This window comes from Pseudoduganella danionis, assembly GCF_009720775.1.
Lineage (GTDB): Bacteria > Pseudomonadota > Gammaproteobacteria > Burkholderiales > Burkholderiaceae_D > Rugamonas > Rugamonas danionis.
The window spans coordinates 427,714-449,914 of the sequence record NZ_WNKW01000002.1 but is presented as its reverse complement, the minus strand read 5'-3'; the positions used below and the strand labels follow the sequence as shown (position 1 = coordinate 449,914).

Here is a 22,201-nt window from a genome sequence, read left to right as displayed (position 1 = left end):
CCGCTGCGCGAGACTTCAATCCCGCTTCAGTGCGCGCAATTGCTCCAGTTGGGTCTGCGCTTCGTTCGTCAGGTTCTCGCTCAGCCGCGACAGACGCAGCACCTCCTTATTGGGTGCGGTGCAGATCAGCGTCGGTGCCGCTGCATCATAGCTGCACACAAATACCATGCCGTGTGCCACCTGCAACTGCGATTTCTGCGGCATCAGCGCCTGCAATCTGAGGCCGCCGTTATCCAGTTCCGCCTGCACCGGAACGCCGATAATCGCACGTGGCGCCGGTCCGCTCATTGCGGGCGCGCCGCCCAGCGACACGGGCGCAGAACTGGAGCCCGCCAGCATACCCAGCCCATCCGGCGCCAGATACAACTGGGCCTGCGATGCTGTACCGGCAAACAGCGAAGCATTGGTGCCCCAACTGCCGGCCAGATGGGCCGGCAATTTTGGAACGGGCGCCGCGTCCACATGCTCGTAACTGAAGATACGGCTGATGCGCCAATCCTGGCCCTGCATACGCATCAACTGGGTAAAGTAGGCCTGCCCTGCCTTGAACTCCGCCTCACCCTTGGGCGTGACGTAGAACGCATGTTCGCCCGTCACCAGCACGCCGTACACCTGTTCGTCCAGACGCATGGGGAAAAAGCGCACCGTGCCGGGGATGGCCGCGCGGCGCATGCGTACTGCGCTGCCCTTCATGCTGTCATTGGCCGCCGCCAGTGCAGGCTTGCCGATCAGGGTGCCGCCGCGATCGTGATAGAACTCCACATCATCGGCCAGAAACGCATTCATGCCATCCGCATCGGCGCGGTTATAGGCATTCCAGTAAGCCTCGTCAGCGCGACGCGCGCTGCGCTCCCAATCGTCCGCAGCGACTACTGACGGCAGCAGGAATGCCTGCAGCATCCCCAGCGCAAAGGCACACGCTGCCCAGCGACCTGATTTCATCATCGAAAACCTTTATGTCTGTCGGCCCGCCTGCCGGCGGGCCTGCGCATCACAGCAGCTGTATCTGTGCCGGATCGGAAACCCGCAAATGGGTCTGGTAATAGAACTTGTCGCTACGCCGGCCCGCGTCATCGAAGAACCAGATCGTGACGCGGCGTACCGGCCCTTTCACCAGTATGTGCTTGCCACGCGCATAGGCGGCCAGCTGGCCACCGAACTTGGCTTCCACCTGCGCCAGTGCTTCCGGCGTAATCTCCAGCGACACATTGCGCTGGTCACGGTAATCCTTTTCCGAGTTCAGGTAGGTGAAGCCGTTTTGCGAACCGATGCCGCGCACCTGCAGATCGAGCGTGATATACACCGGCTGGGGCGCCACATCGGCCGCCATCATGATGGCCTGCTGCGGCGACAGCGCATCTTTCTGCACCGGCGCCTGCGTCGCGCAGCCTGCCAGCAGCAGGCTCAGAAACAGGGCTTTTATCTTCAGCAAAATTTTCTCCAAATTCAGTGGCATCGTGCACAACCCACAGCATAACCCAGTCTGCGCTTCATGCTAAAGTGGCAGGCTAGCCCGCCCACTATTTTTCACGCTTACGCACTCTGTCGCTATGATTATTGCCCTCGAATCGCCCAACCAGCCCGACGTACGCCAACTAATCGAAGACCTCGACGCCTATCAGGTGCCGCTCTATCCGGCCGAAAGCCACCACGGCGTCGACATCTCGGTACTGGAGCAGCCTAAGGTGCTGTTTGCCGTGGCACGCAGCGACGATGGCGCGGCGGTAGCCTGCGGCGCCATAGTGCTGGAAGCAGAATACGGCGAATTGAAGCGCATGTACACCCGCCCCGAGCAGCGCGGTCAGGGCATCGCGCGGCGTCTGCTCGACTTCCTCGAGACGCAAGCGCAGCAACGCGGCTGCCGCGCCTTTGCCCTGGAGACCGGCTATCTGCAGACCGACGCCATCAAACTCTACCAGCGCTGCGGCTATGCGCTGTGCGGTCCGTTCGGCGACTACCTCGAAGATCCGAACAGCGTATTCATGCAAAAGCGCGATTGTGGCCTAGCCAGAACTACTGGCTAACGCTAATCTGTATCGGCACACTAGAAGCCTGCAGACGGTCTTCGATGTCGAAGGCATAGGTCATGGCCCAACGCGGCTCTGACACGGGCGGCAGGCCGAACTCGATCAGCGCATCGACCCCGTAAAACCACAATACGCGCGAGAGCTCATCGCGCTCAGGTTTGGTGGCCAGATCTGCTTCGGCAGCGCCAGCCTTCAGGCGCGATTCGGCGATTTTTTCGCCTCCGGCATAGCGCCAGAGTATGGTGCCGCGGTCGGGTTGCACCAGTACCGAAACCTTTACGTCATCTGCATTACCGGACACGCGACGCGCCTTGCCACGCGCAATAAGTCGGGCCAGTATGCCGGCTTGATAAGTACAAGCCTTCAATTGTGCTGTAGGCCAGCCACCAATTTCTGCAACAAAAGCCGCAGCTTGCTTAAGAGGATCGCTCGCGGGCAGACACTCCTTCGACAGCAGGTCCGGCTGCTGGGCCGCCCACCACAGTGCGGCCGCCGGATCATGCAGGCCAACCGCATAGTTAGCAATCAGATGAAATCTGGCCAACGGTGCACCAGCTTGTGCAGCACGGGTATAGAGAGCGGCGGCCTTCTCCCAGTCCGCATCGACGCACTCGCCAAATTCATGCAACTGCCCCGCATACTCCAGCACATCGGCTGGTGCATCAGGCAGCCGTTCATTCAATTTCGCAGCCAGCGCATCACAGCGCTTTTCGAACACCAGCATACCCAGATCCAGAATCTCGCGAGGACTAGCCTGTACCGCAGGGGCCAGCGCGCCTGCGAACAGCGCCAGCACCAGACTTGCTATCGGAGCCACCCGACTTCTACTCAAGAACATGCATACCCTCCGAAATAACTTGCAATGTTGAACTTTCAACACCAGCATACCATTCCACCGGGCTTGGCAAATGCGCAAAATGTCACCGAACCGAGAACACAAAAGCGCAGATCAGCAAAATTTCCGGCAGCGGTGTAAGAAATCCCGTATGCGCCTGACTACCTTGTTATGAACAGCACAAACCACTACCCCCTCTACCAGCAGGCCGTGCAGGACTATGGTTCCGACATCGCCCGCTTCACGGCGGGCTATGAGCGCGATCCGGCGCGGCGGCGCGAGCTGCTGCAGGAAGTCCATCTGGCACTGTGGCAAAGCCTGGCCCAGTACAAGGCCGACTGCTCGCTGCGCACCTGGGTCTATCGCGTCGCCCATAACGTCGGCGTGAGCCATATCCAGCGCAGCCTGCGCAATGCTGAACGTCACAGCGTAACGCTGGATGAAATCGACAGCATGCCCAGCGAAGCCGCCGAAATCGCCCAGACCGAGCGCCGCCTCGATCTGCAGAAAGTCATGGCGCTGATACATAGGCTGGCGCCGCTGGACCGGCAAGTGATGCTGCTGTATCTGGAAGACCTGGATGCAGCAGGCATTGCTGACATTACCGGCCTCTCGGCCCGCAATGTCGCAACCAAGGTGCACCGTATCAAAGCCGTACTGGCCAACCAACTAGGCATGGAAAGGAAAACAGCATGAGCAACGATCCGCTGAAATCGCTGTGGCAAACACAGGAAGTAGTTCCCGTCCAGTTCACGCAGCAGGAACTGAGCAAGAAGTCCCGTACGCTGCACTGGCGCGTCAACGCACGCAACGCGCTCGAATATCTGGCCTGCGTGCTGGTCATCGCGGGCTTCTGGGGTTATCTGCGCGAGTTCCCGCAGCCGCTGCTGCGCCTCGGCAGCATACTGGTCATCCTCGGTACCGTATATGTGGCGTGGCAGATCCACCGCCGCGCATCAGACGCGCCAGCCTCACCGGGCTTGCCCGGGCTGGTCTACCACCGCCAGCAACTGGAGCGCCAACGCGACGCCCTGCGCTCCGTCTGGGCCTGGTATATCGGCCCGCTGGTGCCCGGCATGGTGGTGTTCCGCTGGGGCGTGGAAACCCAGCTCGATGCCAGCGCACCGTTTGCACGGGGGCTGGTTGCCAATCTGGCGATAGCAGCCGTACTGGTAATCGTGGTGCTGATCAATCTGTACACCGCGAGCAGGCTGCAGCGCCAGATCGACCAACTTCCGACATCGCACTGATCGCCAAATTCTCGCCCTGACTTATACCTAGGTTCCCATGACATTAAGTGCATAAATCATTTTCATTGACTGCAGTCAACGTCGCCTGTAAATCCACGGCTAAACTTTTACAGGTGTTCCACCTCTAGCGGGAATCCTTCGTGCGGCGTTACACCATAACTTTGCATGCATTGACTAGCACGGGTGGAAAAGTCATCACTGCTAGCGCGAGCGGCAATATCGCTGGCAAAAAAATTGCACTTGAAGGAGATCGTGTCTTTTGCCCTGCATGCAAAACGGAAGGCAAGATATTCTGCGTAGGGCCGCGCAATCGGGAACACTGGAATGGCAAAAAAATTGCATTAGAAAACGACTTTTGCCTATGCAAATGCCCAGTTCTACCAAAACTCGTTTCGGTTCAAAATGTCCGATACCAGCAAATCTCTGAGACAGGCACACCAACACATGCCACCGCTAGCGATAGCGCGTCTAATGATGGTCATCAATATGAAAGTATTATTGAACAGTACTTCTCGCTGGCCGGCGCAAACGGAGAACCTATTAATGACTTCCACTACGACCTGCTCGAGGATGGTGTGGTACGTACTAAAGCAAGTCCATTTATCAATGGCAAAACAATACAAATTGAGGGAAACAGAGAACTAGACCTGATTGCTTGGCTTTCACCAGGAGCAGAAAATGAGCATGGCAAAACCTGATGCCAAGGATAAGCACGATTTGGATCCTCAAATGCAAAAACTCGCCGCAATGGTTTATGGCGAATCATCGGCAAAGGATAATCTGGATGAGATGTACGCTTTGGCGAGTGTACTGGAGCGGCAACGGATAGCCAGAGGCTTTCCTGATATAAGTACCTTTGCCGCCAAAGACAAAAACTTCTCGTTCGTTGTTAGCGACGGTAACCCACGCTATCAAAAATTCACGCGTGCAAGTGAGTTAGAAATTACGCACAACACAGGTATGCAATTCGCGATCGAAGCTGCACAAAACGCAATGTCCGGGGGTTCCGATTTCTCAAATCGCGCATTCTTCTGGGACGGCGCTGACATCAAAGAAAAATATAAGACCCATGCCAAAGTACGCGTTGGTATTAGATTCTCTAAACCCGAACACAACATCTACAAAATCGCCGAATCGACTTTATTGGTTATCAAGCATAAAAACATCGTACGAGTAGATAGTTCCACGGGTAAGCGAGTCCTAAGCCGCGAAGAAATCGGCCGCTTTGACCATGTTTACGAATCCACGGCCGCGTGGGGTGGAACAATTTTCTGGAAGCTCTCGTCGGAGTATCTACAAGTGATGAAAGCAAAGGAATACCGTTGAAACCGGCCCAACTTAGCCATTTACTCATGCTTATTCTTTTCGGCGTACACGAAATAGTTTACGCCCATCCCCCCTCAAAGTCTGTGCGCGAGAGTTGCTTATTAAATCAGCCGACGACCGCAAAAATCCGTCTCAACCACCTCTCAACCGACTACGTCTTTGAGCAAGATTCTTATGTCGAAGATTACGATTCACCATACTATTTTCTGGAAGATGGAACAGAAATCGGCTACGCCGAAAAGGCTCAAGCGGCGGCTTTAGTTTATTCAAAGAAGATATACCACCTCTCAGCCGCACGCCCCATCCCATCATCATTAGAGATTCCCCACCATTTCAGCCCGGCACTCGCAACGTGGGACCGGATCAGGGAAGGTGAAACGAGCTATCTATGTGTGGGCTTTAATTTTGATGGACTTGGTCATAGCGGTTCCATGCAGAATCTTCGTGGTGGATTTTTACTGCAATTAGGCTCAAATAACACAAAGCTCTACTATATCGAAGGCGATGTTCGAAGAATTTCCCCTGCACACCGACATACAAAATAGCAGCTCACCTATGCAAGGGCTACGATAAGCATGGACGCAGCCACGCCGCAATATTGCGATACAAACCCAGCCAGAAATCCCCCGTTTCCCTCGGTATAATCCGCCCACGCGGACCAGCATTACCCCCGGCTGGTCCCGCTGTCTACATAAAGGAACCCTGTGAAACGCACGCTTATCAGCGCCGCCTGCTGCGCCCTACTCGCCTTCTCCGCTCCCGTACTGCATGCCCAGCAAGCTGCCGGCAGTACCGCCCTCGTCTCCGGCATCGACCCGAAATCGCTGGACCAGAACATCCGCCCGCAGGATGATTTCTATGGCTACGTCAACGGCGTCTGGACCCGCAACACCGAAATCCCGGCCGACAAATCGACCTGGGGCACCTACATCGAACTGCGCGAGATCGCACAGGGCCAGTTGCGCACCATGATGGAAGCGACGCTGAAAAACCCCGGCAAAGCGGGCAGCGAAAGCCACAAGATCGCTGATCTGTACAGCAGCTACATGAACGCCAAGGCGCGTGATGCGGCCGCTTTCAAACCGCTGCATGCTGATCTGGCACGTGTGGCCAGCCTGAAGGACAAGAAAGATCTGCCGGCCCTGTTCGCCTACCTGCAACTGCAAGGCATCCAGACGCCTATCGGCACTGGCGTTGCACCTGATGCGCAGGACCCCGAACACTACACCGTCAACGTCAGCCAGTCCGGCCTGGGCCTGCCAGACCGCGACTATTACCTGAAAGCCGACGACGCCAAACTGAGCAGCGTGCGCGAAAAATATCTGCAGCACGTGGCAACCCTGCTGGCCATGAGCGGCGACAAGGCCGCCACCGAACACGCTGCACAGGTGCTCGATATCGAAACCCGTCTGGCCACTGCACAATGGACCCGCGTGCAAATGCGCGACCCCGTCAAATCCTACAACCGCGTGCAGTTCGACCAGTTCGGCGCACTGGCACCGGCGTTCGACTGGCAAGCCTACTTCAGCGCCATGGGTCTGGCCAGCAAAGCCAGTTCCGCCGTGGTGCGCCAGCCTAGCTACCTGAAGGGCCTGTCCGAAACGATTAACGCCGTGCCGCTGGACGCATGGAAAAGCTACTTCAACTGGCGCATCGTCGAGAGCTATGCGTCCTACCTGAACACCGACACCGTCAAGGAGCGCTTCGCCTTCGAAGGCACGGTGCTGCGCGGCGTGCCGCAAAGCGAACCGCTGTGGCAACTGGCGCTGCGCTACACCGATGGCGCGATGGGCGATGCCGTCGGCAAGCTGTATGTGAAGATGTTCCTGCCGCCGGAAACCAAGCCGCGCGTGATGGCCATGTTCGACAACTTCGTCGCCTCGTTCCGCGACGGTATCGAGCAACTGGACTGGATGGGACCGGAGACCAAGAAAGAAGCTCAGGCCAAACTGGCCGCGCTGAAACCGAAGATCGCCTATCCGGAAAAATGGCGCGATTACAGCGCGCTGAAAACCCAGTCGCACGACCTGATCGCCAACGTGCGCGCCGTGCGTAGCTGGTCGCGCCAGCAGAACTTCGACAAGCTGGGCAAGGAAGTCGATCGCGACGAATGGTCGATGACGCCGCAAACCGTCAACGCCAGCTACAGCCCTGCGCTGAATTCGATCACCATTCCGGCCGCGATTCTGCAGCCGCCGTTCTTCAATGTAAAAGCGGAAGACGCCGTCAACTACGGCCTGCTGGGCATCACCTTCGGCCACGAAATCAGCCATGCATTCGACGATTCGGGCAGCCAGTACGATGCCAAAGGCCGTCTGCGCAACTGGTGGACGCCGGAAGACCGCCGCGCCTTCAAGGAGCGCGCTGCCGGTCTGGTCAAGCAGTACGGTGCCTACAGCCCTGTACCGGGCTACTACATCAACGGCGAACTGACGCTGGGTGAAAACATCGGCGACAACTCCGGCCTGTCGATCACCTACAAAGCCTACCAGCGTTCGCTGGGCGGCAAGCCTTCGCCAGTGCTGGATGGTCTGACGGGCGAGCAGCGCCTGTACATCGGCTTCGCCACCAAGTGGCGCGCCAAGCTGCGTCCGGAAGCGGCCATCGCCCAGATCAAGAGCGATCCGCACTCGCCGGGCGAATTCCGCGCCAAAGGCACGGTGATGAACCAGCCGGGCTTCTACGAAGCCTTCGGCATCAAGCCGGGCGACCCTATGTATCTGCCGCCCGAGCAGCGCGTCATCATGTGGTAAAAATTCGGGGTCAGGTCTGTCATTTGGACACTGACTCCCCGAATCTGATTTAGCTCAATACGAACTTTTCCGAAACGCCACCGGCAACGCTAGTCATTGTCGGCTGGCGTTGCACCCTGATGGGGGTCTTTTTCCTGCCACTTGGAAGCCCCCAGCAGGATCACGTGCAGTTGCTGCACGAAGTTCTCTTCCATCTCCCATTCCAGCAGCGGCTGGCCGGGCGGCAGATCAAGAATATCGGTCGCTGCCGCCAGCATGGTCATGACGACCAGCCCGCACACCATCTGCAGCCGCGGCGTGGACAATTCGCGATAGCGTCCCAGCGCGCGCAAATCCTGCGCCATTTCGTTGGTGAAGTGCGTCACATCCGTACGAATCGCCAGCCGCAGAATGCGGCTGCCGCCCGAGCGCTCGGTGGCAATGAACTGGAACTGCAGCCGGTTCGCCTTGACATAGTCGAGGTAGACGCGCACCGAACGGCGCAGAATGGAACCGCGCGACACATCAATCTGGCGCGCTTCGCGCAGCAGACGACGCAGCGTAATGCCCATCTCGTCCACCAGTTCGAGCCCCAGTTCGTCCGTATTGCGGAAGTGGCGGTAAAACGCATTCGGCACCACGCCCGCCTGCCGTGCAATCTCGCGCAGGCCCAGACTGGTGAAGCTGCGCCCTTCCCCTACCAGCGTCAGCGCCGCTTGCAGCAAAGCTCTGCGGGTGCCCGTCTTGCGCTCGGGGCGGGCCGTACTTTCCTCAGTATCGTGTTCGCTCATGGTCGTCGTGTGTACAGATGTACCACTATTTTACCCGCTCAACGTGGGGAGACGCGAGGCCGAAAGAGCATACTTGCCCATTTATTAAGCACAACACGCTTGACTTGATGTGTACAAGTGTCCACAATTACGTCGATTCTATTTATTTGCTATACCATGACGATCCAAGCATCACTGGCGCGTCTGGCGGACATGTTTGCCTACCCGCTGCGCCATTCCCACTACGTAGAGCTGGTCAACCCGCTCTGGACTACCCATAAACTGATGGCACGGGTAATCGCCGTGCAGCAGGAAACCGAGGATAGCCGTACCCTGACCCTGCGTCCCGGCACGGGCTGGCGCAGCCATCGTCCGGGCCAGTTCGTGCGCCTGGGCGTGCCCATCGACGGCCAGCGCCATACCCGCACCTACTCGATTTCGTCCGCGCCTAACCGCGACGATGGCTGCATCACGGTCACCGTCAAGGCTGTGCCGGGCGGCCGCGTATCGCAGCATCTGGTACAGCAGGTGCAGGTGGGCGAATACCTGCCGCTGGGCGAACCGCAGGGCGAATTCGTGCTGCCGGAATCCATGCCGGTGCGCCCGCTATTCATCACCGCCGGCAGCGGCATCACGCCCATCATGAGCATGCTGCGCAACTATGTGCAGGAACTCGAGGTGATACCGGACAGCGTGCACCTGCACTACGCGCCACATCCGCGCGAGGTGATATTCGGCAGCGAACTGGCAGCGCTGGCTGCCAGCCAGCCGCATTACAAGCTGCAGCACATTTACACGCGTGAAGGCGGCGCCCACTTCAACGCGGCGCAACTGGAAGCCGTCTGCCCCGACTGGCGCGCACGCGAAGTCTGGGCCTGCGGGCCGGCCAGCCTGCTGGAAGCGGTGGAAGCCCACTGGCATGCTGCAGGACTGGACCATCAGCTGCATGTGGAGCGCTTCCACGCGCCCATCGCCATCAGCACGGAGGCTGCCACGGCGGGCCGCGTGCGTTTTGCTGCCAGTGCGACCGAAGCGGCATCGGATGGCGTCAGCAATCTGCTGCGCATCGCCGAAGATGCCGGCCTCAATCCCAAACACGGCTGCCGCATGGGCATCTGCCACGGCTGCGACACCAAGCTAGTGAGCGGCAGCGTGCGCGACCTGCGTAACGGCACCCTGATCGCCGAACCGGGCGACACCGTGCAAGTGTGCGTCTGTGCCGCCGTGGGCGACGTCGAACTGGCGCTGTAACTAATCATCGAGAATTCCATGCCTATTCCATCTCACCTTACTCCCGCCGACATCGACGCCTTTGGGGCGCAGATCGAAGCGATCCGCAATGAAGTCATGGCCGACCGTGGCGAGCGCGATGCGCGCTATATCCGCCGCCTGCTGACCATCCACCGCTGCCTAGAAATTGGCGGCCGCCTCGGCATTTACGCCAGTCTCGCGCTGCTGCCGCAATGGGGCCACGCGCTGGCTAGCTGGGCGCTGTTCTGGCCCGTGATGGTGCTGGGCGTGCTGACGCTGGGCGCTGCCAAGATTCTGGAAAATATGGAGATCGGCCACAACGTGCTGCACGCCCAGTGGGACTGGCTGCGCGATCCGGAGATCCAGTCGGGCCGCTGGGAGTGGGATCACGTCTGCCCGTCCGACCAGTGGAAGCACGCGCACAACGTCAAGCACCATACGTGGACTAATGTGCTCGGCAAGGATGCCGATGTAGCGGGCTATGGTCTGCTGCGCATGTTCTCGGGCCAGCGCTGGAAGCCGTTCAATCTGGGTAACCCGCTGTGGGCGCTGCTGCTGGCGATCTTCTTCGAGTGGGGTATCGCGATTCAGGAGCTGGAGCTGGGCCGCGTGATCAAGGGCCGCATGAAGTGGTCGGTGCTGCGCCCTATGGTGCTGCGCACGCGTGCCAAGATCTGGCGTCAGATGCGCAAGGATTACCTGCTGTTCCCGCTGCTGGCTGGCCCGTTCTTCTTCTATGTGGCCGGTGCGAATGCGGTGGCCAACATCGTGCGCAATCTGTGGACTTATCTGATTATCTTCTGCGGCCACTTCCCGATGGACGTGCATGTATTCACCAAGGCCGATGTGGAAAATGAGACGCGCGCACACTGGTATGTGCGTCAGTTGCTGGGCTCCTGCAATATCAGCGGCGGTAAGCTGTTCCACATCATGAGCGGCAATCTGAGCCACCAGATCGAACATCATCTGTTCCCCGATATGCCGAGTAACCGTTATGGCGAAGTGGCGCCGCGTGTACGCGCACTGTGCGAGCAATATCGTCTGCCGTATCACACGGGTTCGCTGACGCGCCAGTTCGGCACCACGGTACTGCGCATACTGCGCATGAGCTTCCCCGGTTACAGCCCGTATCTGGACAGCGCACCACCAGCGCGTGCGCCGCGTACGCGTGCCACCACTGAATCGACGACGCCAGCCTGATTAGCGCGCTGTGTGATTCACGCCCTTGCGCCATTACGTGCTGTGCGGCTTTTGCGCCGCGACGCAGATCGCTTGGGCGCTGTATGCTGGTATTTGGTCTCGCCCATTGCCGCGCGCTGTTTGTTGACGATGCGCGCGGCCACTTCCTCCTCCCTACCCGGATAGCGGCCTTCCTGTTTGAACTTGCGTTCCAGCATACGGTATTCGCGCTCGCGCTTGGGACTTGCTCCTTTGGGCATTTCCGCCTCCTTTAGCCAAGCTGACAAAATACCGCAGTGGGCGCTCCGGATATGCGACATACCGCACGGAGAGGATCACTGAAAGGGCAAAAGATGGTGCTTCATCTTCAAGGGAGCACGCATCATGAGTCATCCAGACAGCAGCAACCAGCGCCCACCCAACTATCCCGCGCCACCCTTCCCGCACCAGCAGCAAGCCTGGCCGGGTCTGGCCGGCAAGATGTCACCTCGCCCCGATCATGGTGAAACCAGCTATCGCGGATCCGGCAGGCTGCAAGGCCGCAAAGCCCTGATCACAGGCGGCGATTCCGGCATAGGCCGGGCTGCGGCAATCGCCTACGCGCGTGAAGGAGCGGATGTCGCCATTAACTATCTGCAGGCCGAGCAGGACGATGCCGATGAGGTTATCGCCCTGATCCGTGCCGAAGGCTGCAAGGGCATCGCTTTGCCCGGCGATATACGGGATGAAGAATTCTGCAAACAACTGGTCGCCGATGCGGCCCGCGAACTGGGTGGGCTGGATATCCTCGTCAATAACGCTGCGCGGCAAATTGCTCACGACTCCATTCTCGATATCACGAGCGAGCAGTTTGACGACACGTTCAAGACCAATGTCTATGCCATGTTCTGGATTACCCGCGCGGCCCTGCCTTTGCTGAACAGGGGGGCTGCCATCATCAACACCACTTCGGTCAATGCCTATGATCCCGGCGAATACATCGTCGACTACGCGGCCAGCAAGGGCGCCATCATGATCTTCACGAAAGGGTTGGCCAAGCAGTTGGCGGCCAAGGGCATACGGGTCAATGCCGTGGCGCCCGGGCCATTCTGGACGCCGTTACAAGTGACAGGTGGCCAGCCCCCCGACAAACTGCAGGAATTCGGCGCCCATACGCCGATGCAGCGACCAGGCCAGCCAGCCGAACTGGCTGGCGTGTATGTGCTACTCGCCTCGAATGAGGCTAGTTATGCGACGGGACAAGTGTATGGCGCAGTGGGCGGCAACGGTGGCCCTTGAGCGGGTAGGCCCGCAACCTGCCGAGTAAGCCCCGCAAATTCAGCACCGGCTCAGTCGAGAAAATCGCCGTACTCGCGCTGGGCAAAGCCCTTCAGGTTCTGCCATGGCAGAGTAGCTGTGACGCTGGCCTGCGGCTGAACTTCGATGCGGTTAAAGATGGTGGCGGCCTGATCGCCGCTCTCGATCAGCAAGGGAATCTGGCGCTGCTCGTCCCACAGCACACGGCGGAAAGAACCATTGCGCACCAGTTCGCGCCAGCGCGCGCTAGGCACTGCCGAGGCGCGCGAGGACAAGGGCATCGCCATCACCAGCTTGGGATCGAACAGATAATAGGCATTCGGCCACGAGCCATCGAAATCAACGTTGCCATACTCGCCGGGCGGCACCGCAATGACTTCCTTATGCGCGAGATCGATGTACTCGAGGCGAGGCTTATCGCCCGCCAACTGCACGTGACGCGGCAGTTGCGCAGGATTGAAGTGCTTGTGCACGCTGCGCTCATGATCGCCGGCATGGGCGGCGGCAGCCTGCGGCGGCAGCACGCGCGCCACCCAGACGTGGCCGGGACGGCGCAACATGGTTTCCTGATAGCGCACTTCGCGCGTAACACCTTCGGCAGTGACAGCTTTGCTGTAGTACTGGATATTCAGGTCGAGTGGTGGCGCTACTACGCTGGCAGCCTGCGAGGCGCCTGCGGCCAGCAGAAGAATCAGGGCGAGTGTACGGAACATGCTTGCTTAGAAAAAGACAAAAACGTAAACGGAAAAAGTGCCCGGCCATGCAGACCGGGCACCGCGCATGATCAGAAGCCGAAGGCCGACTTCAGCAGCGTGAACACTTTGGTGTTGTCGATGGTGCCTTTGAAGGTCTTAGCACCAGCACCGGTTGCGAACAACTTGACGTCGCCGCCACCGTGGGTTTCGCTCGACAGCTTCACGCCCGTCTCCTGCAGGTAGTTGTCGCTCAGCGCGGTAGCACTGTCAACACTGTTGCGGGTGTTGGGACGGTTAGGACCATTACCGAACACTAGCGTGGTGTAGGTATTGCCGTCGGCATCCTTGCTAGGCTGGCCAGTCTTGTAGTCGCGATTGATGTCCAGAATAGGATTACCACGCTTGCCGTAACCATTGAAGGCCAAGGTGTGATCATGGTCAGCAGTCACTACGATCAGGGTGTTGGCCAGCGTCGGGTCAGTCAGCTTGGCCTTGTCCAGTGCTGCCTTGATCGCATCGTCGAAAGCGATGGTATCGGTCAGCGCGCGCTTGGCATTGGTGCCATGCAGTGCATGGTCGATACGGCCGCCTTCCACCATCAGGAAGTAGCCATTGCTATTCTGCGACAGCAGGTCCATGGCCTTGACAGTCATCTCGGCCAGGCTAGGCTGGTTGGCGCCCTCGCCCACCGGTGGCGTGGCAGTGCGGTCCAGTTCATATTCGAGGTGGCTGCGGCTGCTGTACAGACCAATGAACTTCTTGCCATTGGCGGCGGCGTTCATTTCAGCTTTGGTCGCGGCCACGGTGTAACCTTTGGCTGCCAGTTCAGTCAGCAGGTTGCGGCCATCAGCGCGACCAGTCTTGTTGGTCGCAGCGTCGTAAGGCGTAAAGTGGTTGCGGCCGCCGCCCATCAGAACGTCGACGCCGTCACCGAGCGCGCTGTTATAGCCGGCGCCGCCTGGCACGGCCTGCGCAGCAATCGCGTATTGGGCGTTGCGATTGCAGATGTGCGAGAAGGTAGCCGCAGGCGTGGCGTGGGTCAGTTCAGTGGTGGTGATCGAACCGACAGCCTTGCCCTTGGCCTTCGCCAGTTCCAGTATGGTCGGTACCGATTTGCCGTTGGTGCTGGCGCAGTTATCGACGGTCAGATTGCCGTTGGCATCCTTGCTGGGAGACGTAGCCACCGTTTCCGAGGTCATCGAAATGACTTCGTTGGCCATCTTCACGCCCGTCATGTAGGCGGCCATCGATGGTGCCGAGTCGGTGGTCTGGGCGTCGTAGGAATAGGTCTTGACGCGCGCGGTGCGCTCCAGCTTATCCATGGTCAGGCTACCGTCTTCGCCATACTTGAAAATGCGCGAAGCAGTAATGGTGGACGGGCCCATGCCGTCGCCGAGGAAGAAGATGATGTTCTTGGCTTCGCCCGCTGCGTTGGCGGCACTGGCAAAGCCCAGTGCCAGAGCGGCTGCAATGATAGTGTGCTTCATGTTCTGTTCCAGTCTATAGATTTGATCAGAGGCCGGCGGCCGCTTTCACCAGAGCGTTGACCTTGGTGTTGTCGATGGTGCCGTTGAAGGTGTCGGCGCCTTTGCCGATCGCGCCGAGGAACACGTCGGTGCCGCCGTGGGTCTCGTTGCCCGCCGAGACGCGCACCACGGCTTCCTGATGGTAGGTATTGGCGCTGGTGACGCTGTTATCGAGGCTGGCCATGGCGGAGCGGCTGCTCTGGGTACGGTTCTCGCCGTTGCCGAAGCCGATGATCGAGTACGGTGCACCATCGTTATCTTTGGTGACGGCACCGGTCACGTAATCCTTCACTACACCCAGCACGCCCGCTTCGCTGGCAGTGGTCTTGCCGGTGCGCTTGGCGTAGCCGTTCAGTACCAGCGTGTGATCGTGGTCAGCGGTGACAACGATCAGGGTGTTTTTCAGATCGGGATCGGTCACGCGTGCTTTGGCGATGGCAGCCTTGATGGCGTTGTCAAAAGCGACGGTGTCCTGCAGCGCTTTCTTGGCGGTGGTTTCATGCAACGCGTGGTCGATACGGCCGCCTTCTACCATCAGGAAATAGCCTTTGTTGTTCTTGCCCAGCACGTCCATGGCTTTGGTGGTCATCTCGGCCAGGCTAGGTTCCTTCGCCGGATCGCGGTCGAGGTCATAGCTCATGTGGCTGGAGGTGAACAGGCCCAGCAGACGGTCGGTCTTGCTGGCGTCGATGGCGCTGAACTCGCTCGCGTTGCTGGCATAGGCGTAGTTCTTGGCCTTCATTTCAGCGATCAGATCGCGCCCGTCGGCGCGCTTGCCGCCGTCTTTGGTGGTCATGAAGAATTGACGGCCGCCGCCCAGCAGGACGTCCAGACCATTGGTGCCCAGCGCGCTGTTGTAGCCAGCACCGCCCGGTACTGCCTGCGCAGCGATATCGTTTTCCAGATCGCGGTGGCAGATGTGCGAGTAGGTTGCGGCCGGCGTCGCATGGGTCACGCGGGTGGTGGTCACGACGCCGGTGGCCAAACCTTTGGCCTTGGCCTGTTCCAGCAAGGTCGGCACGGATTTGCCGTTGCTGCTGCCGCAGTTATTGCCCAGCAGGTTGCCGTTGGCATCGGCGATCGGGCTGTTGGCGACAGTGTCGGAGGTCATCGAAATGACTTCGTTATTCATCTTCACGCCGGTCATGTAGGCGGCCATCGACGGTGCGCTGTCGGTCACTTGCGCGTCGTTGGAGAAGGTTTTGACGAAGGCCGTTTCCGGCAGGGTGTCCATGGTCAGCTCGCCATCTTCACCGACCGAGTAGATGCGGGCTGCTGTCATGGTGGTCATGCCCATGCCGTCACCGAGGAAGAAGATCACGTTGGTCGGCGTCGGGGCTGGTGGCGTGGTATCGGCCGGGGTGGACGACGAGCTGCTATTGCCGCAGCCGGTGATCAAGGTCGCGGCTGCGATGCTCAGCGCCGTCATCAAGAAAGCTTTGCGTTTCATGTTGTACATCCAGCTTGGTTTAAAAGCTGTGAATGTAACAACGCACTGTGACAGGGCCATGACGGAAGCTTAATTTTCCCAGGTTCCAAAGAGACTCTTGGCATTGAAGATGTTCTGTGCCGTGATTCTGCTCAAGATGAGCAGTCTCCTTGTTCGAGACAATCGCCTTCGGTATTCCAATTGAGCACTCGCGTAAGTATGGCAAGTCCGGACAGGGTCGAACTTGCCAAACCAACTCAGGGAGGAACTGATGGCGATCGACGTATACCTGCAGATCGAAGGCATCAAGGGTGAATCGACTGATGCAGCACACTCAGGCTGGATTGAGTGCACTTCGGCACAGTGGGGCGTGATGCAACCCAAGAGCGCCACGTCCTCCACAGCGGGTGGTCATACGGCTGAACGCTGCGACTTGCGCAGCATCTCGATCACTAAACTAGCAGACCTGGCGTCACCGGTTCTGATGCAAAACTGTGCATCTGGTCGAACCTTAGCCAAAGCCCGCATCGAGTTCATGCGGGCCGACGGTCAGGGCGAGCGCATCAGGTATTACGAAGTCGAACTCGAAAACGTTCTGATCGGTTCGGTCAATCAGTCGGTTCATGAAGGCGATATTCTTCAGGACTCCGTGAGCTTGAAGTTCTCGAAAGTGCGCTGGAAGTACACGCAGCAGAGAGTGCTGGGCGGCGCCGGCGGCAACACTTCCGGCGGCTGGGATCTCGCCTCCAACCGTATCGCATAACAAGGCAATCATGGGAGTTATCGTACAGCCCAAAGATCCGCGTGGATATTTCATGCTACCGCAGGCTCCTGCAGATGCTGGCTATTACGTATATGGCACACCGGGCGACGGCGCAGCGCAATTCACTGCACCCAAGTTGTTGAGTCTTATCTTCGCGGTCTAGCGCGAATGGCAATCCTTCGATGATCAAAAATTTGGGATCGGGAATATCAGCATTTCAAAGGGCGAGAAATTCGGCCACGCTTCACACACTAGCGGTCTGGAGGTCGATGTCAGGCCTCTGCGTAAGGACGGAAAGCATCTTCCAGTGACCTACACCGAGACCAACTACGATCGGGACGGAACGGCAAAACTGATCGAAATGTTTAGGGCGCATGCTGTCGGCTCGATTTTTATCTTCTTCAATGACACGAAGATCGCCGGTGTGCGGCCTCGCTTCAAACACGATAACCATTTCCACTTCCAATTCAATCAGGTAGTCAGATAAGGGGGCACCGATGCTCGCTGTTTTTCTTGTGCTGGGGGCCAGCGCCAGCGCACAGGCAAGCGTGGCAAGGCGTCCTATTCCGCATGATGCTAAGTCAGTTATCCGCTCCGTTCATGTCGCTGCAAAGACCAAAAATTACCGAGCATTAAAGGCGTTGATGGTGCCCGAGTTCAAATGGAGCTTTGGTGGCGATAGCGATGCGGATCAGGCTATCGAAGCATGGAAGCGCGATCAAGAAACGCTACATGAGCTATCACGTGTTACTCGGCTACGCTGCTCCTTCATAATTGATGCGAACACGATCCAATGCCCTACCCACGCAGGCCTCTACTATCGAGCAGGATTTACTAAGACTGCTGAGGGTTGGCGTATGTCGTACTTTGTTGCTGGCGATTGATATCACAACAAACTGAATTACCAACCGTATCGCATAATTGGAGTCAACATGACCATGATCATTCAGCCGCGCGATGATCGCGGCTTCGTGATGATTCCCCAGCACTTACGGCAACCCGGGCTCCGGTGTTAATCAGTATGTTCACCCTAGAATGCTGACATTAATATTTGCAGTCGAACGTGAATGGCAAACAATGGATTCCCGTCGTTTCGGCGTCGGTGATATCAGTTCCGCTGGCGGCACTGCCGTCAATGACCATGAATCCCATCGCACCGGTCTTGATGTCGATATACGGCCATTGCGCAAGAACGGGAAACATGTCGCCTGTGTATATCAGGATAAAGATTACGACCGATCCGCAACAGAAAGACTCATCAATCTCTTTAAAGCGCTTGCCCCAGTACCGCTGCTTATTCTGTTTAATGATTCGAAAATTGCAGGGGTGCGGCCATGGCCCCGACACGATGACCACTTTCACGTGCAACTCAAACTGCGATGATGAGACACATCACTAAGGGCTTTTTAGCCGGGGCGTTCGTTTTCGGATTCGCCTTTGCAGCGCCCCAAAAGGCATGGGACGGCACTTACAGCTCTTTTTCGGGCTACGTACTTGTCTACTCGAACGATCTGGCTGAAAAGGCACCGCCAACTAAAGCAGACCGACGCGCCTCGTTCGCCGTTCAAGGCGCAATCGCCAAGACTTTGTTTGAGTCCATCGGTCCGGATCAAAAGGATGCCTGCGGTGCATCCACCGATTTGCGCATCCGGGCGCGTGGCGACTTAAGTTGCACCCTTTATAAACCAGACAAGAAGAATCCTTACACTTGCCACTTCGGTCTGGACTTGAAAACAGGTAAGAGCATCGCTGGCTCGATTTGTTGATGCTGGCCCAAACGAGGCGAACTGTGACAAGCACATTCTGGTCAAGTTCATTGGTCGCCCCCATCCATGCAGTGATAGTTAGCTGACGTTGCATCGTCTCGGGAGGACTTATTCTTTGAATTCCGGAATTTCCCGGAATTTGCATACTAGAAAGAAATTTGCGCTACGCGCTGGCGCCTCCGGCGCGCTGCCGCCACGCGGCAGCAAAGTGGCGATTCGGAGCGGCTCGCCCCTGCAGGGGCGATGCCTTCGAATCCCCGCGCAAGGCCCGCAGGGGCCTTGCTTCTCTCCGCCATGAAACAAATGCAAAAAGGCCACCCGAGGGTGGCCTTTTTAACATTTGTATTCCTGGCGGAGAGAGGGGGATTCGAACCCCCGATAGGCTATAAACCTATACACGCTTTCCAGGCGTGCGACTTCAACCACTCATCCACCTCTCCTGCTTGCTTCCCCTTCCGGAGAAGCCGCGAATTATAGCAAATATTCCCAAGACTACAAAGTTTATTTGCCACGCCTAACTTATTGCTTAGGACGCTTCTTTCAGCTGCTCCAGAATCGCTGGATTTTCCAGCGTGGAGACGTCCTGCGTAATCGTCTCGCCCTTGGCCAGCACGCGCAACAAACGACGCATGATCTTGCCCGAACGGGTCTTCGGCAGGTTGTCACCAAAACGGATTTCTTTCGGTTTGGCGATAGGGCCGATCTCTTTCGCCACCCAGTTACGCAGCTCCAGTGCCAGTTTCTTGGCATCGTCGCCAGTCGGACGTGCCTGCTTCAGCACGACGAAGGCGCAGATCGATTCGCCCGTGGTTTCGTCCGGCTTGCCGACCACCGCAGCTTCCGCCACCAGCGGATTGGCCACCAGCGCCGATTCGATTTCCATCGTGCCCATACGGTGACCGGAAACGTTCAGCACGTCGTCGATACGACCGGTAATGGTGAAGTAGCCGGTGTCCTTGTTACGGATCGCGCCGTCACCTGCCAGATACATCTTGCCGCCCAGCTCTTCCGGGAAGTAGCTCGATTTGAAGCGGTCCGGGTTATTCCAGATGGTACGGATCATCGATGGCCATGGACGTTTCACGACCAGAATACCACCCTGGCCATTCGGCACGTCGGCGCCCGATTCGTCCACGATAGCGGCCATGATGCCCGGCAACGGCAGCGTGCACGAACCCGGTACCATCGGGGTTGCGCCCGGCAGCGGGGTGATCATGTGACCGCCCGTTTCGGTCTGCCAGAAGGTGTCCACAATCGGGCACACTTCGCGGCCAACCTGGGTGTAGTACCACATCCAGGCTTCCGGATTGATCGGCTCACCCACGGTGCCCAGCAGACGTACGCTGGACAGGTCATAGTTCTTCGGATGCACGCTGGCGTCCAGATCGGAAGCTTTGATCAGCGAACGGATCGCGGTAGGCGCCGTGTAGAAGATGCTGACTTTGTGCTTGGCGATGGTGCCCCAGAAGCGGCCGGCGTTCGGGAAGGTTGGAATACCTTCGAATACCACCTGAGTGGCGCCCACTGCCGTCGGGCCGTAGGCAATATAGCTGTGGCCAGTGACCCAGCCGATGTCGGCGGTACACCAGTACACATCGTTAGGCTTGATGTCGAACGACCATTTCATCGTCAGCGCGGCCCACAGCAGGTAGCCGCCGCTCGAGTGCTGCACGCCTTTCGGGGTGCCGGTCGAACCAGAGGTGTAGAGAATGAACAGCGGATGCTCGGCATCGACCCATTCTGGCTCGCATTCGGCCGACTGGTTGTCTACCAGATCGTGCAGCCACAGGTCGCGGCCTGCGACGAAATTGATGTTGCCGCCCGTGCGTTTGTAGACGATCACGTCCTTGATGGTGTCGCAGCCGCCCAGTGCCAGCGCTTCGTCGACGATAGCTTTGAGTGGTAGCTGTTTGCCGCCGCGCATCTGTTCGTCGGCGGTGATCACGGCCACGGCGCCGGCGTCGATGATACGTTCCTGCAGCGATTTGGCGGAGAAGCCGCCGAACACTACCGAGTGGGTCGCGCCGATACGGGCGCAAGCCTGCATGGCAGCCACGCCTTCAACCGACATCGACATGTAGATGATGACGCGATCACCTTTCTTGATGCCGCGCGATTTCAGGCCGTTGGCGAATTTGCAGACTTTTTCGTGCAGTTCCTTGTAGGTCACGTGCACCGATTTGCCGTCATCCGCTTCAAAGATGATGGCGGTCTTGTCGGCATTGCCGTTCTGCAGATTGCGGTCCAGGCAGTTGTAGGATACGTTCAGGTGGCCGTCTTCGAACCATTTGTAGAACGGGGCATTGTCTTCGTTCAGCACTTTGGTGAACGGTTTCTGCCATACCAGGTTTTCCTTGGCCAGACGGCCCCAGAAGCCTTCGTAGTCGGCAGCTGCTTCAGCGCACAGGGCGTTGTAAGCATCCATGCCCGATACGGTGGCCTGCGCGGCGAACGCTGCTGGCGATGGGAAGATGCGGGATTCTTGTGGACCTTGTTGAGTCGTAGTGCTGGTCATGCTCGTCTCCTGAGTTTGTAATCTTTGAGATAACCATAATCGCCGTCGCTTACTGAGCCCTTACAGGCCGTGGTGGCGAACAGACTATATTAACATTATGTCATTTTACCAAGATTTCCGCGCGCTGTAGCACGCACCACAGCAGACGCGACATTGCACTGCGATACATTCAATGCGCGTGTAAAATATCGGCAACCCGCGCTACGGCGCTATTTCCGGAGTTCCCCTGCATGACCCAACCCAGCCCGAATCCGCGCCCGCTGCGTCCCCTGCCTGCTTTTATTTTCATGTCGCGCTGGCTGCAACTGCCGCTGTATCTGGGTCTGATACTGGCACAGTGCGTCTACGTGTTCCATTTCTGGGTCGAACTCAAAGACCTGATCGGCGCAGCGCTCGGCAACGAAGCAGCGCTACAGCACATCTTCGCTGCCGTGGCCGTGCCCGGCGCGCCCGTGCCGGACAAGCTCAATGAAACCACCATCATGCTCGTCGTGCTGGGCCTGATCGATGTGGTGATGATTTCGAATCTGCTCATCATGGTCATCATCGGTGGCTACGAAACCTTTGTGTCGCGGCTTGATCTGGATGGCCATCCGGACCAGCCCGAGTGGCTGTCGCACGTGAATGCTTCCGTGCTGAAGACCAAGCTGGCCATGGCCATCGTCGGCATTTCGTCCATCCATCTGCTCAAGACTTTCATCAACGCCAACGCCTACGAAATCAAGGTGCTGGTGGCGCAAACCGTTATCCACGTTGTGTTCCTGCTGTCCGCGCTGGCGATTGCCTACACTGACCGCATCACCAGCGTAACGCATCAAGAATCCAAGTCACATTAACCCGC

The 22,201-nt window shown here is 58.2% G+C and carries 24 protein-coding genes and 1 tRNA gene; 15 read left to right on the top strand and 10 right to left on the bottom strand.

The features are described from left to right. Positions 1 to 15 precede the first annotated feature (15 nt). On the bottom strand, positions 16 to 945 hold the full coding sequence (locus tag GM655_RS10135; protein ID WP_155434543.1) for a nuclear transport factor 2 family protein: 930 nt from the start codon (positions 943 to 945) through the stop codon (positions 16 to 18). 46 nt (positions 946 to 991) lie between these two features. After that, positions 992 to 1,432: a hypothetical protein gene (locus GM655_RS10130; RefSeq protein WP_229632502.1), complete on the bottom strand. Its 441-nt coding sequence runs from the start codon at positions 1,430 to 1,432 to the stop codon at positions 992 to 994. A gap of 118 nt (positions 1,433 to 1,550) precedes the next feature. On the opposite strand from GM655_RS10130, the gene GM655_RS10125 reads away from it, so the two are divergent. Next, the gene (locus tag GM655_RS10125) at positions 1,551 to 2,024 is read left to right on the top strand and encodes a GNAT family N-acetyltransferase (protein WP_155434541.1); all 474 of its coding nucleotides are present in this window, start codon (positions 1,551 to 1,553) and stop codon (positions 2,022 to 2,024) included. Here GM655_RS10125 and GM655_RS10120 read toward each other — a convergent pair. Further along, entirely contained in the window at positions 2,014 to 2,751 is a 738-nt protein-coding gene (locus GM655_RS10120; RefSeq protein WP_155434540.1) for an SEL1-like repeat protein, read from the bottom strand. The genes GM655_RS10125 and GM655_RS10120 overlap by 11 nt on opposite strands. Before the next feature lie 282 nt (positions 2,752 to 3,033). On the opposite strand from GM655_RS10120, the gene GM655_RS10115 reads away from it, so the two are divergent. The 6 genes from GM655_RS10115 to GM655_RS10090 all read left to right on the top strand — a co-directional run bounded on the left by GM655_RS10115 (position 3,034) and on the right by GM655_RS10090 (position 8,191). Next, the gene (locus GM655_RS10115; RefSeq protein ID WP_155434539.1) at positions 3,034 to 3,558 is read left to right on the top strand and encodes an RNA polymerase sigma factor; all 525 of its coding nucleotides are present in this window, start codon (positions 3,034 to 3,036) and stop codon (positions 3,556 to 3,558) included. Continuing rightward, positions 3,555 to 4,112 carry a hypothetical protein gene (locus GM655_RS10110; protein ID WP_155434538.1) on the top strand — a complete coding sequence of 186 codons (558 nt, stop codon included), beginning with the start codon at positions 3,555 to 3,557 and terminating at the stop codon, positions 4,110 to 4,112. The genes GM655_RS10115 and GM655_RS10110 overlap by 4 nt, the downstream gene beginning before the upstream one ends. A gap of 140 nt (positions 4,113 to 4,252) precedes the next feature. Further along, the gene (locus GM655_RS10105) at positions 4,253 to 4,810 is read left to right on the top strand and encodes a PAAR domain-containing protein (protein ID WP_155434537.1); all 558 of its coding nucleotides are present in this window, start codon (positions 4,253 to 4,255) and stop codon (positions 4,808 to 4,810) included. Continuing rightward, positions 4,797 to 5,438: a hypothetical protein gene (locus GM655_RS10100; RefSeq protein WP_155434536.1), complete on the top strand. Its 642-nt coding sequence runs from the start codon at positions 4,797 to 4,799 to the stop codon at positions 5,436 to 5,438. Before GM655_RS10105 ends, GM655_RS10100 begins: the two co-directional genes overlap by 14 nt. Next, positions 5,435 to 5,983: a hypothetical protein gene (locus tag GM655_RS10095; protein WP_155434535.1), complete on the top strand. Its 549-nt coding sequence runs from the start codon at positions 5,435 to 5,437 to the stop codon at positions 5,981 to 5,983. Before GM655_RS10100 ends, GM655_RS10095 begins: the two co-directional genes overlap by 4 nt. A gap of 159 nt (positions 5,984 to 6,142) precedes the next feature. Then, positions 6,143 to 8,191 carry a M13 family metallopeptidase gene (locus GM655_RS10090; protein ID WP_371866767.1) on the top strand — a complete coding sequence of 683 codons (2,049 nt, stop codon included), beginning with the start codon at positions 6,143 to 6,145 and terminating at the stop codon, positions 8,189 to 8,191. Positions 8,192 to 8,280: 89 nt separating this feature from the next. On the opposite strand, the gene fabR is transcribed toward GM655_RS10090, so the two are convergent. Beyond that, complete coding sequence (gene fabR / locus GM655_RS10085; protein ID WP_155434534.1) at positions 8,281 to 8,961, bottom strand: HTH-type transcriptional repressor FabR; 681 nt, start codon at positions 8,959 to 8,961, stop codon at positions 8,281 to 8,283. 156 nt (positions 8,962 to 9,117) lie between these two features. Here fabR and GM655_RS10080 point away from each other — a divergent pair, with 156 nt between their 5' ends. Both GM655_RS10080 and GM655_RS10075 read left to right on the top strand, forming a co-directional pair. Beyond that, positions 9,118 to 10,191 carry a ferredoxin reductase gene (locus tag GM655_RS10080; RefSeq protein ID WP_155434533.1) on the top strand — a complete coding sequence of 358 codons (1,074 nt, stop codon included), beginning with the start codon at positions 9,118 to 9,120 and terminating at the stop codon, positions 10,189 to 10,191. 18 nt (positions 10,192 to 10,209) lie between these two features. After that, positions 10,210 to 11,391 carry a fatty acid desaturase family protein gene (locus GM655_RS10075; RefSeq protein WP_155434532.1) on the top strand — a complete coding sequence of 394 codons (1,182 nt, stop codon included), beginning with the start codon at positions 10,210 to 10,212 and terminating at the stop codon, positions 11,389 to 11,391. 17 nt (positions 11,392 to 11,408) lie between these two features. Here the strand turns inward: GM655_RS10075 and GM655_RS10070 are convergent, their stop codons facing one another. Then, positions 11,409 to 11,630 carry a hypothetical protein gene (locus GM655_RS10070; RefSeq protein ID WP_155434531.1) on the bottom strand — a complete coding sequence of 74 codons (222 nt, stop codon included), beginning with the start codon at positions 11,628 to 11,630 and terminating at the stop codon, positions 11,409 to 11,411. Between the two features lie 124 nt (positions 11,631 to 11,754). Between GM655_RS10070 and GM655_RS10065 the strand changes: the two genes are divergently transcribed. After that, on the top strand, positions 11,755 to 12,648 hold the full coding sequence (locus GM655_RS10065) for an SDR family oxidoreductase (protein ID WP_155434530.1): 894 nt from the start codon (positions 11,755 to 11,757) through the stop codon (positions 12,646 to 12,648). A 50-nt stretch (positions 12,649 to 12,698) separates the two neighbouring features. Here the strand turns inward: GM655_RS10065 and GM655_RS10060 are convergent, their stop codons facing one another. The 3 genes from GM655_RS10060 to GM655_RS10050 form a co-directional block, all read right to left on the bottom strand. Continuing rightward, entirely contained in the window at positions 12,699 to 13,379 is a 681-nt protein-coding gene (locus GM655_RS10060; protein WP_229632501.1) for a hypothetical protein, read from the bottom strand. 71 nt (positions 13,380 to 13,450) lie between these two features. Continuing rightward, the gene (locus GM655_RS10055) at positions 13,451 to 14,848 is read right to left on the bottom strand and encodes an alkaline phosphatase (protein ID WP_155434529.1); all 1,398 of its coding nucleotides are present in this window, start codon (positions 14,846 to 14,848) and stop codon (positions 13,451 to 13,453) included. Positions 14,849 to 14,873: 25 nt separating this feature from the next. Further along, positions 14,874 to 16,346, bottom strand: a complete 1,473-nt coding sequence (locus GM655_RS10050; protein WP_155434528.1) for an alkaline phosphatase — start codon at positions 16,344 to 16,346, stop codon at positions 14,874 to 14,876. Positions 16,347 to 16,587: 241 nt separating this feature from the next. Here GM655_RS10050 and GM655_RS10045 point away from each other — a divergent pair, with 241 nt between their 5' ends. From GM655_RS10045 to GM655_RS10030, 4 genes are all read left to right on the top strand, one after another. Further along, complete coding sequence (locus GM655_RS10045) at positions 16,588 to 17,079, top strand: Hcp family type VI secretion system effector (protein ID WP_155434527.1); 492 nt, start codon at positions 16,588 to 16,590, stop codon at positions 17,077 to 17,079. Positions 17,080 to 17,576: 497 nt separating this feature from the next. Next, positions 17,577 to 17,963 carry a hypothetical protein gene (locus GM655_RS10040; protein WP_155434526.1) on the top strand — a complete coding sequence of 129 codons (387 nt, stop codon included), beginning with the start codon at positions 17,577 to 17,579 and terminating at the stop codon, positions 17,961 to 17,963. A gap of 151 nt (positions 17,964 to 18,114) precedes the next feature. Further along, complete coding sequence (locus tag GM655_RS23305) at positions 18,115 to 18,462, top strand: penicillin-insensitive murein endopeptidase (protein ID WP_155434525.1); 348 nt, start codon at positions 18,115 to 18,117, stop codon at positions 18,460 to 18,462. Beyond that, positions 18,459 to 18,845 carry a hypothetical protein gene (locus tag GM655_RS10030; protein WP_229632499.1) on the top strand — a complete coding sequence of 129 codons (387 nt, stop codon included), beginning with the start codon at positions 18,459 to 18,461 and terminating at the stop codon, positions 18,843 to 18,845. Before GM655_RS23305 ends, GM655_RS10030 begins: the two co-directional genes overlap by 4 nt. A gap of 349 nt (positions 18,846 to 19,194) precedes the next feature. On the opposite strand, the gene GM655_RS10025 is transcribed toward GM655_RS10030, so the two are convergent. Together GM655_RS10025 and acs are read right to left on the bottom strand one after the other, a co-directional pair. Next, positions 19,195 to 19,285 (bottom strand) — tRNA-Ser (locus tag GM655_RS10025). Between the two features lie 86 nt (positions 19,286 to 19,371). Then, positions 19,372 to 21,360: an acetate--CoA ligase gene (acs, locus tag GM655_RS10020; protein ID WP_155434524.1), complete on the bottom strand. Its 1,989-nt coding sequence runs from the start codon at positions 21,358 to 21,360 to the stop codon at positions 19,372 to 19,374. Between the two features lie 230 nt (positions 21,361 to 21,590). On the opposite strand from acs, the gene GM655_RS10015 reads away from it, so the two are divergent. After that, positions 21,591 to 22,196, top strand: coding sequence for a TIGR00645 family protein (locus GM655_RS10015; protein WP_155434523.1), 606 nt, complete (start codon positions 21,591 to 21,593; stop codon positions 22,194 to 22,196). The last annotated feature ends 5 nt before the right edge of the window (positions 22,197 to 22,201 follow it).